Below are 17,386 nucleotides of genomic sequence, written 5' to 3'. Positions count from 1 at the left end.
CGAGGCCCGGAAGATCCTGCTCGATCTGGGCATGTGGTGGCCGGAGGCCGACTCGGGGAAGCTGCGGTCGGCGGCGACGGCCTGGCGTACGTTCGCCGGTGCCGTCGACGACGTGCGCGGCCCGGTCAACCAGAGCGCGTCGTCGATCATCCACAACAACACCGGTGAATCCATTGAGGCGTTCGGGAAGTTCTGGGGCCGGTACGCCAAGGACAAGGACAGTGGCTGGCTGAAGGACCTCGCGGACTCCGGGCGTGAAATGGCCACGGCGCTGGACAAGTTCGCCGACGCGATCGACGACGCGATCAACAGGCTCTGGACGCAGATCGGTATCGACGCGGCGGTGATCGCGGGCGGGGTGGCGCTGGCCTTCTTCACCGCCGGGTTGGCCTCGGGCGCGGCGGTCGCGGCGGCCGACCTGGTCATCGAGTTCGGTGCCGGGCTCGGGGTCGCGGTCTCCACGACGATCGCCGAGATCGCCGGCGGCACGCTGGTGGCCGCCGCGTTCGGCGGGATCGAGTCGGTGACCGTCGACCTGGCCGTGGCGCAGCCGCTGAAGATCGCGACCGGTCTGCAGCAGGGTTTCAGCCTCGACGAGGTCAACCAGGCGGCCAAGGACGGCATGATCTTCGGCGGCGCGCTGGGCGCCGGCGGCGGGGTCGTCAAGGCGGGCATCGAGGGCGCGTTCAGCGACACCACCCCGCTGCTCCTGCGCCCGCCCTCGCTCCGCCCCGACCTGGTCGAACTCGGCCCGGCGGCCCGCAACGCCGACCGCACCCCCTGCGTCGGTGAGCCGATCGACGTGGCGACCGGCGCGATGCTGATGACGGCGACGGACCTGGCGCTGCCGGGGAGTCTGCCGCTGGAGTTCACCCGCACCCACCTCTCCTCCTACCGCGGCGGCGTGTGCTTCGGCCCGACCTGGATCTCCACCCTCGACGAATGCCTTCAAATCGACGGCGAGGGCGTGGTGTTCGCGGCGGCGGACGGCATGCGCCTGGTCTACCCGGTGCCCGAACCGGGTGTCCCTACGATGCCGGTGAAGGGCTTGCGCTGGCCCCTGGAATGGGACGGCAAGCCGGACAGCGCGATGACGGTCACCGACCCGGCGACGGGACTCGTCCGCACCTTCGCCGCCCCGGTCCCGTCCCCCTCTTTCGGCGTCTTCCACCTCGCGCTGGACTCCTGGAGCGACCGCAACGGCAACCGCGTCGACGTCGAACGCGACGACGAGGGCGTGCCGTTCGGCCTCCGCCACTCCGGCGGCTACTACGTCGCCGTCGACACGACCGGCCCCCGCATCACGGCGTTGCGCCTGCTGGACGAACCCCCGTCGCGCTACGGCCCGGACGGCCCGGTGGGCGAGGGCACGGTCGTGATGCGCTACGGCTACGACGGTGCCGGCAACCTCACCGAGGTCGTCAACTCCAGTGGGGAACCACTGCGGTTCGCGTACGATGAGCAGGGCCGCGTCACCAAGTGGACCGACCGCAACGGCACTTGGTTCTCCTACGTCTACGACGAGCGCGGCCGGGTCGTGCGCACCGAGGGTGTCGACGGCATCCTGTCCGGGACGCTGACGTACGACGACACGACGCGCACGACTACGTACACCGACTCCCAGGGCCAAGTCTCGGTCCATCGGTACAACGCCGAGGGGCTGGTGGTCGAGGAGACGGATCCGCTGGGGCATGTCATCCGTACGGAGTGGGACGAGTACGGTGCCGCGCCGCTGGCGGTCACCGATGCCCTGGGCCACATCGCCCGGTTCGCCTACGACGACGCGGGCAATGTCACCGAACTCGCCCTGCCCGACGGCTCGGTGGCCCGGGCCGCGTACAACGCGCTCGGATTGCCGGCGGAGGTCGTGGAGCCGGGCGGGGCGGTGTGGCGGCACACGTACGACGAGCGGGGCAACCTGCTGACGACGGTCGACCCGGCCGGCGCCGAGACACGGTACGCGTACGACGGGGCGGGCCGTCCGACGGCGGTCACGAACGGGCTCGGCCACACCCGCACGACGGCGTACGACGCCGCGGGTCTGCCCCTCGCGCTGACGGACGAACTGGGCCGCACGACAACGGTCCGCCGTGACCCCTTCGGCCGGGTCGTCGAGGTGACCGACCCGCTCGGCCACTCCACCCGCCTGGGCTGGACGACGGAGGGCAGGCCGTCCTGGCGCGAACTGGCCGACGGTGCGCGGGAGTCGTGGACCTGGGACGCCGAGGGCCGACTGCTCGGTCACACGGACCTCGCCGGGAACACGACCCACCACACGGTGGGCCACTTCGGCGTGCCGACGGGCCGTACGGACCCGGACGGCGCGTGTTACGAGTTCGCCCACGACACCGAACTCCGCCTCACCACCGTCACCAACCCGCTGGGCCTGACCTGGTCGTACACCTACGACGAGGCGGGCCGGGCGACCGCGGAGACGGACTTCGACGGCCGTACCCTCACCTACGCGCGCGACGCCGCCGGGCGAGAGGCCGCCCGCACCAATGGCGCCGGGCAGACACTGCGCTTCGTGCGGGACCCGCTCGGGCGGGTCCTGGAACAGCACACGGACACGGGCGACGTCACGACGTTCGTCTACGGCTCCGACGGCCGCCTGTGCCATGCGGCCAACGCGGATGCCGAGGTCGCGCTGGAGCGTGACCTGCTCGGCCGGGTGCTGGCGGAGAGCGTGAACGGCCGGACGACCACCCATGTCCACGATGCCGTCGGCCGCCGTACCCGACGGGTGACGCCTTCCGGGCTGGTCTCCGAGTGGACGTACGACCCGGCAGGACACCCGCTCACCCTGCGCTCCTCCGCGGGAGCACTGGACTTCGCCCACGACGCCGCGGGCCGCGAAACACGGCGCACCCTCGGTGCGGAGGCGACGCTGGCGCAGACGTGGAACGCGACGGGGCTGCTGACCGCGCAGACCCTGACCGCCGCCGCTGCGAGCCGCCTCCTCCAGCACCGGACGTACGCCCACCGGGCAGACGGCTGCCTCACCGAGATCCGGGAGCTGACGTCGGGCACCCGCCGCTTCGACCTGGACGGCATGGGCCGCGTCGCCGGAACGCGCGCCCACGGCTGGAGCGAGACCTACGCGTACGACCCGGCCGGCAACGTGGTGCACGCGACCTCGCCCGGCCACGAGGCCCCCGGTGAGCGCCGGTTCGACGGCACGCTGGTCCGCTCGGCCGGCTGCACCCGCTATGAGCATGACGCCGAGGGCCGCCTCGTCCGCAGGACCCGCAAGCTCCTGAACGGCCAGGCCCTCACCTGGACCTACGCGTGGAACGCCGAGGACCGCCTCACGGAGGTGACCGTCCCGGACGGCGGCCGCTGGCGGTACGCGTACGACCCGCTCGGCCGGCGCGTCTCCAAGCACCGGGTGGCCGACGACGGCTCCGCGGCCGACCGTACGGACTTCGTCTGGGACGACCTGAACCTGGCCGAGCAGACCGCGCCGGACGGCTGGGTCACCACCTGGGACCACGCGCCGAACGGTCCGCACCCGGTCGCCCAGACGAACCATAGACCGGCCAGGGCCGCCGCCGACGCGTCGTTCCTTGCGCGGCTGGCGGAGGAGTCGGATCCCGGGCACGGCGCCCGGTTCCACGCGGTCGTCACCGACTCCGTCGGTACGCCCACGGAACTGGTCTCCGCGAGCGGCGAGCTGGTCTGGCAGCTCCGTACCGGTCTGTGGGGCACTCGGATCCCGGCTCCTGACGAGGGCATGCCGTCGATCGACTGCCCCCTGCGTTTCCCGGGGCAGTACGCCGATGCCGAGACCGGCCTGCACTACAACGTGCACCGGTACTACGACCCCGAGACGGCGAGGTACCTCAGCGCGGATCCGCTGGGCCTCCTCCCGGCACCCGACCACCGTGCCTATGTGCCCAATCCGCTGGGCTGGAGCGACCCACTCGGCCTCGCCGGGGCGAAGGGACCGAAGGGGCCATGGGGCAATCCTCTCGACTTCGGTCAGGGGTATTCCGGACGGGTGGACATCTGGGGCGAGGGCTCGAAGGGCTCGGACTTCGAGATCCACGTCTACGACAAGGCGAACCGTGAGGTCGGGACGTTCCGCAGCGACGGCTGGTTCAACAAGCACAGCCTCAAGGCCGAGCAGGTCGACGTCCCGCCGGCCGTGGAGAATGCCATCAAGGGCCGAGCCATCGACACGATGCGCAGGACCGGGCGTATCGGCCCCAAGGGGACCGAGGACATCTCCGGCGACAAATGGCGTCGCCCCCCGCTCTCACAGGAAGGCTGTCCATGAAATTCGTCAAGGCGGACTGGGATCCCGAGGTGCCCGGATTCCGTTTGGACGCGCACCCCTATCTGGCGAAGCTGCCCCGCCTGCGCGCCGACCTGCCCCCGGGCGCCCTGTCCTTCGCCACGGACCCCGGGCACTACGACATCGCCGGCGCCGTCCGCTGTGTGAAGGATCTGGAACTGGCCGGTATCCACCTCGCCACCGACAAGAGCGGCGGGCTGGTCCTGGAGTTCGCGCCCAACAAGTTCAAGCACGACTCCGGTCTGCGCATCAGCTATTCAGGTGTGACGCACTTCTCCGTCGACTATGAGCACTCCATCGACTGGATGCTGGTCGACACCGTGCTCCTGGACGAGATCCTCCCGGACGAGGACGGCGGCTGCGCACACGAGATCGCGCTGACCGACGCGAGCATCACGGTGCGGTGCCAGGACCTGGAGGCGGTCTGGGAGAACACGGACAGGACGAGCTGACCACCGAGCCGAACGTGACGGTCCGCCGAGGACGTGGGCCCGGCCCCAGGACATCCGAACCGGGCCCATCTCACAGGTCAGTTCATCGTCGCGCCGATCGTCGTGGACCCCGTCGTCAGGAACGTCGTGGCGGGCAAAGTGCCGCTCGACGAGCGGGCGTTGTACGTCGTCGACGCGTCCGTGGAGATGAAGGACGGGGTGGAGACGCCGGAGTCCCAGTTGTTGCCGGCCGAGGTGACCGCGGAGCCCTTGGTGACCGAGCCGCTGCCGTTGCTCACCGCGAGGTTCTTGCCGAGCTTGGCGGAGCTGGTGGCGAAGTAGTAGCCCCAGCCGCCATTGGCGTAGGCGGTGGTGCGGTTGATGACGATCGAGCCGGTGTTGGAGTTCTCGGTGAAGCCGTTGCCCGCATTGCCCCAGGCCGCCGAGTTGTTGACGACGTGGGCCACGGTGACGCCGTTGCCGCCCAGCTTGTAGCCGTTGCCGTTGCCCTCGAAGGCGGAGTCGCCCCAGCGGTTGACCCCGTTGCCGAACGACCAGCTGTGCTCGATGGTGACCGGCGACGAGAAGGACCAGAGGTCGATGCCGTCGTCCGAGTTGTTGTACAGGCGGGCGCCGGTGACGAGGTTGCCGGTGCCCGAACCGAACTTGATGGCGACCCCGTCCGCGTTCTGCCCGTGCGTGGCGGCGTCGTAATTGCCGTACGAGTCAAGGTTCTTGACCGCGTTGTTGACGGTGCCGTCGCCGGTGAGCGTGAAGCCGGAGTCGCCGCCGTTGATGGTCTTGACGTTGTTCCAGTTGGTGCCGGTGCAGGACTGGCAGACGACCGCGCTGTCCGGGGAGTTCTGGAAGGTGATGTTGGAGACGTTCCAGTAGTCGGCGGTCAGCTTGAAGATCCAGGATCCGGACGGCAGCGACGAACCGTCGATCTTCACCGTCTCCGAGCCGTACGCGGTGAGCGTGACGGGCGAGGACGAGGTCCCGTTGGTCGTGGACTGGAGGGTGGCCGTCGGGTAGTACGTGCCGCCGCGCACCTGAATGACCGTGCCGGCGGTGGCACTTGAGATCGCGCTGGTCAGTTCGGCGGTCGTGTCGACGACGACCGTGGCGGCCTGGGCCTGGCTGGGGAGTACGGCGAGGCCGGTGCCGAGGGCCAGGGCCGTGGTCAGGGTGAGAGCGGTACGACGAGACATAGGAGTGCGGTCCTTTCGTCGTTCACTTGCGGATGGGGGGACTTCAGGGACGCCAGTCGCCGAGGTAGATCGCTGGGGTGTGCAACGCGGCCTCGGCGGACGTGAGTTGGGGCCGGTTCTCCGGGACGGTGATCACGGAACCCGGACCCGTGTTGCGGTACTCGTGGAAGCGCATCGACTGCCAGGGGTAGGCGTCGCGCATGTTGGTGTAGGGCGCGACCGGGTCGATGCCGGGCCCGATCCGGGTGTCCCGCACGACGAGGGACGGCCAGGCGGTCGTCTCGTACGACGGGACCCAGGGCCGGGCCAGCTTGTACGCGGCGTCCTCGGCGCCGGAGGTGATCCGCGAGCGGACCGCGAGGATGCCGTACGGGTTGGCGCGGGCGGTGGAGGGGGCGAAGACCATGCCCTTGGGCGTGAAGGTCACGTCCCGTTGGAGGGTGTGGAAGTGGCAGTCCGCGAACACGGCGGTGGCCCGCCCGAAGACGAAGTCGACGTCTCCCTCGATGTAGCAGTGGGTGAAGTACTGCCGGCCGAAGGCCTCCAGCGCCGAGGTGTCGGCGAAGAGCGTGTCCTGGTGGGCCAGCAGCCGGACGCGCGAGAACCGCGAACGGTCGCCCGTCACATACGCGGCCACCGCCTGCGTGCCCGTGATCTCCGGATGGTCGGCGCGCAGCCAGTCGTTGGCGATGGTCAGGTCCCTTACGGTCAGCCCGGGCGCCGCCGAGGTGAAGGTCGCGGAGCCCGCCGTGCCGTACGTGCCCGAACCGTCGGGCTTCTGCGTCCCGTTGGCGTTGTCGAAGACGATGACGACGTCACGCGGATCGCGGGTGGCGCCACGCAGGGTCAACTCACCTGCCCCCACAGGCACGTTGACGACTTCGCGATACGTCCCGGGGTGCACGACGATCGTCCGGCCGCCGCCCTCCACCGCGTCCACGGCCGCCTGCACCGAGTCGCCGGGCCGGACGTGCAGCACGCGGTGCCGGTCGAGAGCGACAGCCGGTGCCGCGCCGGCCGCCACCAGTCCCCCGGCGACCCCCGTCAGGAGCGTGCGTCTGCGCAGAGTCATCTCCGCCCCGGCTTCCAGTCGCCGAGATAGACCTCTCGCGTCGCCGACTCGGCCTGTTCGGCGGTGAGTTGGGGCCGGTTCTCCGGGACACCGATCACGGCGCCGGGGCCGGTGTTGCGGTACTCGGCGAACCGCTGGCTCTGCCAGGGATAGGTGTCCGACATGTTGGTGTACGGCGCCACCGCGTCGATCCCCGCACCGAGCGCCGTCTCCCGCACGGTGAGCATCGGGCGGGCTGTGGTGTCCGAGCCGGGCACCCAGGGGCGGGCCAACTTGTAGTAGCCGTCCGGGGCTTGGCTGCTCACGCGGCTGTGTGTCACCAGGTAGCCGCGCGGGTTGGCGACCGCCGTGGAGGGCGCGAAGACGAAGCCGTACGGTGCCGCCGCCAGGTCGGTGCGGTTCAGGGTGCGGAAGTGGCAGTGGTCGTAGACGGCGGTCGCGCGCCCGAAGACGAAGTCGACGTCCCCTTCTATGTAGCAGCGCGCGTAGTACTGCCGGGCGAAGACGCCGAGGGCGAACGAGTCCGCGTACAGGGTGTCCTGGTGCCCGAGGAAACGGCAGTCGAAGAACGCCGAACGGTCGCCCTGCACCTTGATCGCGACCGCCTGCGTGCCGGTGATGTCGGGGTGCTCGGCGCGCAGCCAGTCGTTGGCGAAGGTGATCCGGCGGGCGGTGAATCCGTCGGTGCGGATGAGGGTGGTGGCCGAGCCGGAGGTGCCGTAGGTACCCGAACCGTCTGGTTTCCGCGTCCCGTTGGCGTTGTTGTAGACGATGACGACGGCACGGGGGTCCCCGTCGGCGCCGAGCCAGGTCATCTCGCGCCCGGCGTCGGTGAGTTGACCGGTCGCCGGATCGGTGACCCCGGCGGTGACCGTCTCGCGGTAGACGCCCGGCGCGATGACCAGGGTGTAGCCGGCGCCGGTCGCGGCGGTGACGGCGGCCTGGACGTTCGTGAAGTCGCCCCGGCCGCGCGGGTCGACGTACAGGGTGAGCGGGGTGAGGCGCGCGGCCGGTGAGCCGTAGCGGCCGAACGGGCGGGGCCGGGTGGCGGCCAGGGCGGGGCCGGCGGCGAGGCCGAGCGCGGCGCCCACGGCGACGGTGCCCGCCGCGAGGAACCCCCGTCTGGACAGGGGCCGTTGGAGGTGCTCGTGCAAGGGCATGCGGGTGCTGCTCCTTATGACGAGATGGCGGGATGGCGAGGTGACGAACAGTCAGCGCAGGCGGCCCGCGCCGGCGTTGTGGTCGACGAGGAACGGCACGGCCCTCGCGGGGTCGACCTTCGTGCGCAGGGTCGGTGTCCAGCCCGCGCCTGACTGGAGGATCTCGGTGGGCACACCGGCGTTGTGGACGGCGATCAGATCGGTGAGCTCGCCGTTGACGTAGTTGTCGTCGGCGGTGAGCGGTGCCTCGGACCACTTCTTGAGGATGGTGGCCTCGGAGATTCCGGCCGGGACGGTGAACGCGTTGTGTTCCGCGACGAGTTGGGACTCCAGGCCGATGCCGTAGCTGTAGCCGTATCCGGGCTCGGCGACGAAGTGGTTGTTGTAGGAGTCGACTTGGCCGAACCGGACGCGGGGCGCGCGCTCGACGAGGTTGGAGAAGAGGTTGTGGTGGAGCGTGACCTTCAGATGTCCCCGGTCGACGGCGGCAGTCGCAGCGCTGTCGCTGTTGCCGATGAGGATCGTCTTGTCGTGGTCGGAGAAGACGTTCCAGGAGGCGGTGACGTAGTCGGCGCCCTTGACGATGTCGAGTTCGCCGTCGTGCTGCTCGAAGATGCGCCCGTAGTAGGTGGGCAGTGAGCTGTCCGGGTGGTCGCCGTCGGTAAACGTGTTGTGGTCCAGCCACACATGGGTGGAGCCGTAGATGACGGCGCTGTCGTACTCGGAGTTCCAGTTGCCGGTGTCACCGTCGGTCGGGTCCCACTGCGGGAAGCAGTCGAGCGGGCTCTCGAAGGCCAGGTTGCGGATGATGACGTTGTCCACGGCGGTGATCTGGAGACTGGCGCCCTTGAACCCGGCGTTCTTGCCGATGCCGATGATGGTGGTGTTGGCGGGGACGGACGCCTTGATGACCTTGTTCTGGTTGGCGGCCGACACCCGGCGCAGACCCTCGGGGCTGTCGGCGGGTTCGTTGTCGAGGTTCTGGTCGTAGCCCCAGACGGCGGGGTCGTAGGTGGCGAGGTACTGCGCGAAGTCGTAGCCGGGCGCGGCGAAGGAGTCGCAGCCCTCGGCGTTGGCGTCGATGATCCCCTTGACTCTGATCACCTTCGGCGCGGTGCCGCCGGCGGCCAACGCGGCTTTGAAGTCGGCCCAGTTGGAGACGGTGTAGACGTGGTCGGGGGTGGCGGCGGCGCCGCCGCTGGTGCCGGTGCCGTAGGAGGCCCAGCCGTCGCCGGCGCCGAGGGTCTCGCGGGCGAGACTGCGCGGATGGGCCTGGGCGGTGGTGCTGGTGAGGGCGAGAGCCAGTGCCGTGCAGCCCACCAGCGAACTCATGACGCGTGCATGACACATAGATATACGCACTGTGCGGGTCTCCTTGCTCAGAGGACGTCCGAGGCGTCCGTCGCCTCGGGCCAGGTGATCCAGGACGTGGGAATCTCGTCGCGCAGCCGGACGACATCACGCGGCGCGAGCACCCGGGTACGCGCCGACTCCCGCGCCACGAGCCGCGCCACGGCGATCGCGCCGGGCGGATTGAAGTGCGTGTTGTCCTGCTCGGTGTCGGTCCAGTTGAAGTAGACCTTCGTCTCCTCGACCCCGAGCCGCTGCCACAACGCCAGCGACAACGCCTCGATGTCGAGCAGCGCGACCCGCTCCTGCTGAGCGAGCGCACGCATCGCCGCCGGGTAATCGCCGTGCGTGGGAACGGCGTTGCCGTCGGCGTCGAACCTGCGGCGCTCGACGGGGGTGGCGAGCGCGGGCCGGGCGCCACGGCTGCGGGCCCCGTCGAGGTACAGCCGCAGATAGTCCTGGTACGTCGTCCAGGGCTCGGTGTAACGGGTCGGATCGGCGATCTTCTCGTCGTTGTGCGCGAACTGGACGAGGAGGAGATCGCCGGGCCGGATGGCGGCGAGGATCGCGTCCAGCCGCCCTTCGTCGACGAAGCTCTTCGAACTCCGCCCGTTTACGGCATGGTTGGCGACTTCGATTCCACGCCGCAGGAAGAAGGGGAGGGCCATTCCCCACCCGGTCTCGGGCGCTTCGGTGGAGTATTTCTGGGCGGCGGTGGAATCACCGGCGATGTAGAGCGTGCGATCTCGCCGACCACCTCGTAAGGGAACGGCAACAAGAGCACCTAACGCGACTTGCCGCCGAGTAAGAGACACGACTGGCTCACCTTCCGGTCTTTTGTCCTTCAGGGGCGCGGGGAACTGCGCGCCCAGCCACAACGAACCCGCAGTCCCCCACATACCAAAACCACCCGAGCTCAGCTCAGTGGTTCTTCTTCCAATCCGCCTGCGCCTTGTTCAACTGGTCAGCAAGCGTGTCCAGAAACTCCTTCGCCGTCATCTTCCCCAGCAACAGCTTCTGGAAGTTCGGCTCGTTGTCAGCCTTCGAGATCGTGTTCCAGTCCGGCAGGTAGTACGGCAGTTGCACAATCTTCGTGTCGGCCCCGTTGAGCGCCTCCGCCGCCAGCCGCGTCGGCTCGGAGCTCTGGATCCACGCGGCCTTCGCCGCCTCCGTGTTCGCCGGCACCTGCCCCGCCGACTCGTTGAACTTGGAGTTCTCCGCCGCGGAGACCGCGAACTCGATGAACTTCCAGGCCGCTTCCTTGTTCTTGCTGGACTTGAACAGACTCAGCCCGTCGACGGGATTGGAGATCTGCACACGCGTGCCGTCGTCCAGCGTCGGATTGGGAATTCCCTTGAACTTGTCCGCGCCCAGCGCCTTCAGATGATCCTGATACGACCCGAGGTTGTGACTGAGCATCCCGATCGTGCCGCTGTCCCACTGCGCGACCATCTTGGTGAAGTCGTTGTTGAGGTCGGCGGAGGGGGTGTCCTTCTTGTACAGGGAGATGTACTTCTCCAACGCGGCAACGTTCTTCGGGTCGTTGACCGTCGTCTTGTCGCCGTTCCAGAACGAGGTGATCCCGGTCTGCCCGTACACCGCGTCGAGGGCCGGCGCGATGGACCCCTCACCGCCCCGAATGGTGAAGCCGAACTTGTTCTTGGCCTTGTCGGTGAGCTTGTCGGCGGCGGCGTAGAACTTCGACCAGGTGGTCGGCGCGTCCAGACCTGCCGCCTTGAACAGGTCGGTGCGGTACCACAGCGTGCCGTTGTTGGCGGAGGTCGGGATCTGGTACAGCGTGTCCCCGCCGCCCGCGGACTTGCTGACGTCGAGCAGGTTCTGGCTCAACTTGCCGTTCAGGGAACTGGACTTGAGCCGGCTGTCCAAGGGCTCCAGCGCCCCCTGCACCGCGACCTCGGCGAGCACCGCGGTCCCCACCCCGCCGACGTCGGGCAGCCCGCCGCCCTGGATGGCGGTGTCGTACTTGGACTGGGCGCTCGCGGCCGGTATCCCGACGTACTTGACCTTGATGCCGGGGTTCTTCTTCTCGAAGTCCGCGATGATCTGCTTCCAGATGTCGGTACGGACACCGCCGTTGTTGTCCCAGAAGGTGATCGTGCCCTTGCCGGAGCCCTCGTCGCCCTTGTCCCCCGCGCCGCCGCTGCCGTCGTCGCCGCAGGCGGTTGCGGTCAGCGCGAGCACGGAGCCCAGGGCGACGGCCATCGCGGCCCGCCGGCTTCTGCGGATGCTGGTCTTCATAGGTCGGCTCTCTTCTTGTGGGTCCAACGGGGTGATGAGGTGACTGACGGCGACTGGCAAGCGCTTGCTACGGAGGTGCGTCATGGCGACTCCCAACAGGCGTACGGGCAGGGCGAGTTAGTGGAGAGGGCTGATCCGGAACCGCGTGAACACCGCCGCGCCGGCATGTCCCGTGCCGGCGGGCGCGAGCGCGAAGAGCCCGAGCAGGGCCCCGACCCAGCGCCAGGGGGTGGCGGCGAAGACCTGACCGCTCGGCCGCGGCCCGTCCCCGACGTCGTGGAAGAAGCGGCACCGCGCCCCGGCACCGATCTCGATCCGCAGCCGGACCCGGCCGTCCGGTGCGAGGCAGGACTCCCCCGCGTCCCGTTCACGCTCGGCGACGGGTTCGGCGAACCGGTGCACGAACCGCACCTCCCCGTCGGCGCCCCGCTGGAGTCCGATCCAGCTGTACGCGTCGCCCAGCACGGCCAGCCCGGCTCTCGCCCCCAACTCCGCGCTGTGCAGCCGCAGTTCGACCTCGACCACGACAGGCGTGCCGGGCAGTCGCTGGGTGAGGAGGTTCGGGAGCCCGCGCAGGTCGTGCGCGTCGGCGGAGCGTGCGCAGGTCAGTCGTAGGCCGTCGCCCGAGTGGTGGGTTGCCCAGCCGTCCTGCGGGTTCGCCGTCCACTGCCACTGGCGGCCGTACCGTCCGCCGGGGAAGTCGTCGTCGGTGGCGGGCGCGGCGGGCGGCTGCGGCGGGAGATCCGGTTTCCGGTGTACGGCTACGGGGGCGCCCGCGTCGCCGATCACCGGCCAGCCGTCGTCACCCCAGCGCATCGGCTGGAGGTGGACAACTCGGCCGTAGGGACCGCGCTGTTGGAAGTGCAGGAACCAGTCCTCGCCTGACGGGGTGCGCACCCACGCGCCCTGATGGGGGCCGTTGACGGCGGTGTCCTTCTGCTCCAGGACGACCTGCTGCTCGTACGGTCCGAAGAAGCCGCGGGAGCGGAACGCGCCCTGCCAGCCGGTCTCGACTCCCCCTGCGGGCGCGAGGATCCAGAACCAGCCGTCGTGGCGGTGGACCTTGGGGCCCTCCAGGGTGAACCAGCCGGGGAGGCGGTCCGCGTCGACGACGACCTTGCCGTCGTCGAGCAGGGTCGTGGCATCGGGATGCATACGGTGGCCGGTGAGGCGGTTGTTGATGCCCGCGCGGGACTTGGCCCAGGCGTGGACGAGATAGGCCTCGTCGTTGTCCTCGTCCCACAGGGGGCACGGGTCGATGAGGCCCCTGCCCTCCTTGAGGAGGTGGGGGCGGGTCCAAGGGCCCCTGATCTCGGGGGCGTTGATCTGGAAGATGCCCTGGTCGGGGTCGCCCCAGAAGATCCAGAAGCGTTCGTCGTGGTATCTCAACGCGGGGGCCCAGACGCCGCAGTCGTGCCGTGGTGTCCTGAACTCCCGTGCTGGTTCCAGGTGTTGGAGGGCGTGGCCGACCAGGGTCCAGTTCACCAGGTCGCGGGAGTGCAGTAGTGGCAGGCCGGGGACACGGCCGAAGCTGGACGCGGTGAGGTAGAAGTCGTCGCCGACGCGGATGACGTCCGGGTCGGACCAGTCGGCGTTCAGGACGGGGTTGGTGTACGTCTCGGGGGTCACTGGCCGACCGCCTTCCGCACCAGCACCGCCGCCTCGCCCCGGTCCAGGCCGCCGTCCGCGACGACGGTGACGATCCGTCGTACGACGGTGTCGCCGGGCGGGATCGGCAGCCGTTCGTCCGAGGCCAACGACGAGCCCACGCCCGGGTATTCGGCGGTACGGACGAACCACGGGTCCTGGCGGGAGCGGTCCGTGGCACCGGCGAAGACCAGGGTCCAGCCGGTGCCGGCGAGGGCCAGCCAGTCGGCGCGGATGCCGTGGACGGCCGGTTCGCCCTCGCGGTCGGCGGTGAAGACGTACGGGGTCTCCGCCTCCTTGCGGGCCCGCCAGAAGAAGCCGCCGTACGCGGCTCCGGGGCGGCCGTTGGTGGCGGGGCTGCCGATCGACAGGGGGTCGGACGTCACGTTGGTGAGCGAGAAGGTGAAGTCCAACGCCCAGGCGGTGTCGGTGAGTTCGGTGGCGGCGACCGTACGGCGTTCGCGCAGCAGCTCGGCGCCGGAGGCCACCCAGCGGAGTTCCTCGACGAAGCCGTCGGGGTCGCGGAGCTGGAACGCGGAGTGGCGTTGGGCGCCGTGGTCGTCCAGTTCGGTCGGGCCCTGGTCGCGGACGTACGTGCGGCCGCCCCAGAAGTTGTGCCCCTCGACGTCGGGAACGGCGACACCGACGCCGAGGTGGTGGGTGTGGTCGGCGGGGCTCAGTTCGGTGACCGCCGTGCCGGACAAGGTGGTTACGGGATGCAGATAGGGGCGCGGGGAGAGCCGGGCGGGCAGCTCGGGCCTGGTGACGTACCGGGCGACCGGGCGGCCCGCGACGCGCAGCACCGGTGTGTCGTGGGTGATCATCAGGTGCTCACCTCTTTCGGTGGGGCCCAGGAGGCGCCCAGCTCGGAGTAGAGGGCGAGGGTGTCGGCCGCCGCCGTGACCAGTGCGTCGATGCCGGGGACGACCCGGCGGTTCTCGGTGGGGATCAAGTGCCAGGCGCTGGTGGGCAGTTGGGCCGGGTCGGGGGCCTGGCGGATCGCTTCGACCACCTTCATGAAGGCGCCCGTCGCGTCCGGTTCGACCAACAGCTCTTCGCCGTCCACGAGATGAGCGACCAGGTTCTCCAACAGGTCCGTGCTGCCGTACTCGAACTCCTCCGGGCCGTGGCCCGCCCGCTGGAGCAGTGCGCGGTCCTGCTTGTACCAGTAGGTGATCCGGCCCTCGCTGCCGTGCACCACCACATAGGGATCGCCGGGGTGTTCGGCACACAGGGTGACGGCGACGGTGACCGGGCGGCCCTGGACGGTGGTGACGCGGACGCAGGAGGTGTCGTCGGACTCGATGTCGTTGGCGCGCACGAGTTCGGTCTCGATGCGGGTGACGTCCTCGGCGCGGGTCGTGCCGTTGAGGGCGAGGGCGGTGGCGACGGCGTGCGCGAGGGGGTTGGTGAGCGCGCCGTCGATCACGTCGACGCCGCCCAGGCGCCGCTTGCCCGCCCAGGGGGCGCGCCGGTAGTACGCCTCGTCGCGCGCCCAGGCTCCGGCCCCGCCGACCCCGGTGAGGGTGCCGATGGTGCCCTTGGCGATCAGTTCGCGGATCGCGGGTACGGCGTGCGAGCCGAGCGACTGGAACCCGATCTGGCAGACCACCCCGGCGGCGGCGACCCCGTCGGCCATCCTGCGGAACTCGGCGTACGACGGCGCGGGCGGCTTCTCCAGCAACAGGTGCACGCCCCGCTCCGCGGCGGCCAGGGCGAGGTCCGTGTGGGTCGGGATCGGGGTGCAGACCACGGCCACCCGGGCGCCGGTGGAGTCGAGGAGCGCGCCGAAGTCCGGTGACTGGGCCGGAAGTTCACCGCCGAACTCCTCCTCGGTCAGCGGGGTCAGCTCGCAGATGCCGACGAGGCGTACGAGTCCCTTGTCCTGGAGCCGGCGGATGTTCTCGACGTGCCAGCGGCCGTGACCCCGGGCGCCCGCGAGGACGACGGGGACGGGCAGGGTGACGAGCGCGGGGGCGGTCGTAGCCGCGGATGTGGTGGCGGTCGTGGGGCCGGTCTTGGATGTCATGGGATTCTCCCTGCGTCGACGATCTTCGCCAGCAGGGTAAGCGGTTGCCTCATCCCTTCACCGCCCCCGCGCTGAAGCCGGTGATCAGCCACTTCTGGATGAAGGCGAAGACGATCACCACGGGTACGGCCGCGACGATGCCGCCGGCGGCGAGCGCGCCGAGGTCGACGCTGTCCGCGCTCATCAGGGTGTTGAGGCCGACCGGGATGGTCTGCTTGCTCTGGTCGGAGAGGAACATCAGGGCGAAGAGGAAGTGGTTCCAGGCGTGCACGAAGGCGAAGGAGCCGACGGCGATCAGGCCGGGCCGCAGCAGCGGGAGGACGACGATACGGAAGGCGGAGAAGCGGTTGCAGCCGTCGACCCAGGCGGCCTCCTCCAGGGACTGCGGGACGTTCCGGATGAAGCCGCTGATGAGGATCATCGACAGCGGGAGCTGGAAGACGGTCTCCGCGATGATGACGCTGCCGAGCGAGTTGATCATCTGGAGCTTGGCGAAGATCTGGAACAGCGGGACCAACAGCAGTGCGCCCGGCACGAATTGGGAGCAGAGCAGGGCCAGCATGAAGGTGCGTTTGATCCTGAACTCGAAGCGGGCGAGCGCGTAGCCGCCGGCCAGGGCGACGACCGTGGTGAGGACCAGGGTGGCGACGCCGACGTAGACGCTGTTCTGGAAGTAGACGCCGAAGCTGCGTTCGGTCCACACCTTCTGGAAGTGGTCGAGGGTCATCGGCCAGGGCACCAGGGAGGTCGAGCCGGCCGGGCGGAACGCGAAGAGCAGGATCCAGTAGAAGGGGATGAGGGTGAAGACGAGGTAGATGCCGAGGGGGAGGTAGATCTGCCAGCGCGGGACCTCGTCCCAGGCTCGGCGGGCCCTGCGCGGTTGCTGTGGTGCGGCGGCTTCCCGCTCGCGGGCCGGGGCGATCTCGGTGATCACTTGTCGCCGCCTCCGAACTTGCTCAGGCGCAGATAGACGATCGAGAAGAACAGCAGGATCACGAAGGCGACCGTGGTGAGGGCCGAGGCGTAGCCGAAGTTGTGGGCCTCGACGCTGGTGTTGGCGACGTAGAGCGGGAGCGTGGTCGTCTCGCCGGCCGGGCCGCCGCCGGTCAGGGTGTAGAGGAGGTCGACGTTGTTGAACTCCCACACCGCGCGCAGCAGGGTGGACAGCACGATCGCGTCCTTGAGGTGCGGCAGGGTGAGGTGCAGGAACTGCTTGAAGCGGCTGGCTCCGTCCACCTCGGCGGCCTCGTACAGGTCCTTCGACACGGACTGGAGGTCGGCGAGGATGAGGATCGCGAAGAAGGGGACGCCTCGCCAGAGGTCCGCAACCACCGCCGCGGAGAAGACGGTTGAGGGGTCGGAGAGCCAACTCGTGCCGTACTGGCCGATTCCCATGTCCGCGAGGTAACGGGTCACGCCCGTCTGGGAGTTGTAGAGCAGCACCCAGATCGCGGAGGTCAGTACGCCCGACACGGCCCAGGGGGAGAAGACCAGCGCGCGGCCGATGGACCGGCCCACGAAGGTCTGGTTGACGATCAGTGCGAGGGCCAGTCCGAAGAGGAGTTGGAGGCCCACCTCCACGACGACCCACTTGGCGCTGAAGGTCAACGTGTCCCAGAACTGGGGGTCTTGGGTGAAGGCGTGGGTGAAGTTGTCGAGGCCCGCGAAGCCGTTGCGCCAGGGTTTGGTGGGGTTGTAGTTCTGGAGGCTGTAGTAGAAGACGCTGATGACCGGGTAGGCGATGAAGCCCAGCATCAGCAGCGCGGCCGGGGCGATCAGCAGATACGGGAGCCTGCGCGGGGTCGCGGAGGCACGGCGCCGCCGGGGTGGCGCGGGCGGTTTCGCCACGGCTGCGGCTTGGGCCATGACTGTTCTCCGTTCAGTACAGGACGCTCGGTGCGGGACGCTCAGTGCGGGACGCTCGGTACAG

13 protein-coding genes are annotated in these 17,386 nt (G+C 69.5%); 2 read left to right on the top strand and 11 right to left on the bottom strand.

The features are described 5' to 3' along the window. Positions 1-31 precede the first annotated feature (31 nt). Together ACQHII_RS36360 and ACQHII_RS36355 are read left to right on the top strand one after the other, a co-directional pair. Positions 32-4,279, top strand: coding sequence for a DUF6531 domain-containing protein (locus ACQHII_RS36360; protein ID WP_427925489.1), 4,248 nt, complete (start codon positions 32-34; stop codon positions 4,277-4,279). Next, positions 4,276-4,749 carry a hypothetical protein gene (locus ACQHII_RS36355; RefSeq protein ID WP_427923243.1) on the top strand — a complete coding sequence of 158 codons (474 nt, stop codon included), beginning with the start codon at positions 4,276-4,278 and terminating at the stop codon, positions 4,747-4,749. Before ACQHII_RS36360 ends, ACQHII_RS36355 begins: the two co-directional genes overlap by 4 nt. 77 nt (positions 4,750-4,826) lie before the next feature. Here ACQHII_RS36355 and ACQHII_RS36350 read toward each other — a convergent pair whose 3' ends face one another. From ACQHII_RS36350 to ACQHII_RS36300, 11 genes are all read right to left on the bottom strand, one after another. Then, positions 4,827-5,939 (bottom strand): right-handed parallel beta-helix repeat-containing protein, encoded by a 1,113-nt coding sequence (locus ACQHII_RS36350; RefSeq protein WP_427923242.1) that lies wholly within the window; start codon positions 5,937-5,939, stop codon positions 4,827-4,829. Between the two features lie 43 nt (positions 5,940-5,982). Further along, on the bottom strand, positions 5,983-7,005 hold the full coding sequence (locus ACQHII_RS36345) for a pectinesterase family protein (RefSeq protein WP_427925488.1): 1,023 nt from the start codon (positions 7,003-7,005) through the stop codon (positions 5,983-5,985). Between the two features lie 2 nt (positions 7,006-7,007). Then, on the bottom strand, positions 7,008-8,171 hold the full coding sequence (locus tag ACQHII_RS36340; protein WP_427923241.1) for a pectinesterase family protein: 1,164 nt from the start codon (positions 8,169-8,171) through the stop codon (positions 7,008-7,010). A gap of 51 nt (positions 8,172-8,222) precedes the next feature. After that, entirely contained in the window at positions 8,223-9,503 is a 1,281-nt protein-coding gene (locus ACQHII_RS36335; RefSeq protein ID WP_427923240.1) for a pectate lyase family protein, read from the bottom strand. 47 nt (positions 9,504-9,550) lie between these two features. Beyond that, on the bottom strand, positions 9,551-10,336 hold the full coding sequence (locus tag ACQHII_RS36330) for a rhamnogalacturonan acetylesterase (protein ID WP_427923239.1): 786 nt from the start codon (positions 10,334-10,336) through the stop codon (positions 9,551-9,553). A gap of 106 nt (positions 10,337-10,442) precedes the next feature. Then, positions 10,443-11,780, bottom strand: coding sequence for an ABC transporter substrate-binding protein (locus tag ACQHII_RS36325; protein ID WP_427923238.1), 1,338 nt, complete (start codon positions 11,778-11,780; stop codon positions 10,443-10,445). Between the two features lie 117 nt (positions 11,781-11,897). Further along, a complete protein-coding gene (locus ACQHII_RS36320) occupies positions 11,898-13,409 on the bottom strand; it encodes a family 43 glycosylhydrolase (RefSeq protein WP_427923237.1) in 1,512 nt (503 codons plus the stop codon). Then, positions 13,406-14,251, bottom strand: coding sequence for a PmoA family protein (locus tag ACQHII_RS36315; RefSeq protein WP_427923236.1), 846 nt, complete (start codon positions 14,249-14,251; stop codon positions 13,406-13,408). Before ACQHII_RS36315 ends, ACQHII_RS36320 begins: the two co-directional genes overlap by 4 nt. Further along, on the bottom strand, positions 14,251-15,456 hold the full coding sequence (locus tag ACQHII_RS36310) for a Gfo/Idh/MocA family protein (protein ID WP_427923235.1): 1,206 nt from the start codon (positions 15,454-15,456) through the stop codon (positions 14,251-14,253). The genes ACQHII_RS36315 and ACQHII_RS36310 overlap by 1 nt, the downstream gene beginning before the upstream one ends. A 49-nt stretch (positions 15,457-15,505) precedes the next feature. Further along, complete coding sequence (locus ACQHII_RS36305; protein WP_427925487.1) at positions 15,506-16,387, bottom strand: carbohydrate ABC transporter permease; 882 nt, start codon at positions 16,385-16,387, stop codon at positions 15,506-15,508. Further along, a complete protein-coding gene (locus tag ACQHII_RS36300) occupies positions 16,387-17,322 on the bottom strand; it encodes a carbohydrate ABC transporter permease (protein WP_427923234.1) in 936 nt (311 codons plus the stop codon). Before ACQHII_RS36300 ends, ACQHII_RS36305 begins: the two co-directional genes overlap by 1 nt. Between the last annotated feature and the right edge of the window lie 64 nt (positions 17,323-17,386).

The sequence above is a fragment of the Streptomyces sp. cg40 genome, from assembly GCF_050320165.1.
In the GTDB taxonomy this organism is placed as follows: domain Bacteria; phylum Actinomycetota; class Actinomycetes; order Streptomycetales; family Streptomycetaceae; genus Streptomyces; species Streptomyces hokutonensis.
The sequence above is the reverse complement of the archived record's forward strand: the minus strand, read 5'-3'. Positions and strand labels throughout refer to the sequence as shown.

Bases quoted from the DNA above. Each gene is read 5' to 3' on its own strand.
- ACQHII_RS36315 (WP_427923236.1), bottom strand. From the start codon at position 14,251: ATGATCACCCACGACACACCGGTGCTGCGCGTCGCGGGCCGCCCGGTC.
- ACQHII_RS36335 (WP_427923240.1), bottom strand. From the start codon at position 9,503: ATGAGTTCGCTGGTGGGCTGCACGGCACTGGCTCTCGCCCTCACCAGC.
- ACQHII_RS36310 (WP_427923235.1), bottom strand. From the start codon at position 15,456: ATGACATCCAAGACCGGCCCCACGACCGCCACCACATCCGCGGCTACG.
- ACQHII_RS36350 (WP_427923242.1), bottom strand. From the start codon at position 5,939: ATGTCTCGTCGTACCGCTCTCACCCTGACCACGGCCCTGGCCCTCGGC.
- ACQHII_RS36325 (WP_427923238.1), bottom strand. From the start codon at position 11,780: ATGAAGACCAGCATCCGCAGAAGCCGGCGGGCCGCGATGGCCGTCGCC.
- ACQHII_RS36355 (WP_427923243.1), top strand. From the start codon at position 4,276: ATGAAATTCGTCAAGGCGGACTGGGATCCCGAGGTGCCCGGATTCCGT.
- ACQHII_RS36300 (WP_427923234.1), bottom strand. From the start codon at position 17,322: ATGGCCCAAGCCGCAGCCGTGGCGAAACCGCCCGCGCCACCCCGGCGG.
- ACQHII_RS36340 (WP_427923241.1), bottom strand. From the start codon at position 8,171: ATGCCCTTGCACGAGCACCTCCAACGGCCCCTGTCCAGACGGGGGTTC.
- ACQHII_RS36360 (WP_427925489.1), top strand. From the start codon at position 32: ATGTGGTGGCCGGAGGCCGACTCGGGGAAGCTGCGGTCGGCGGCGACG.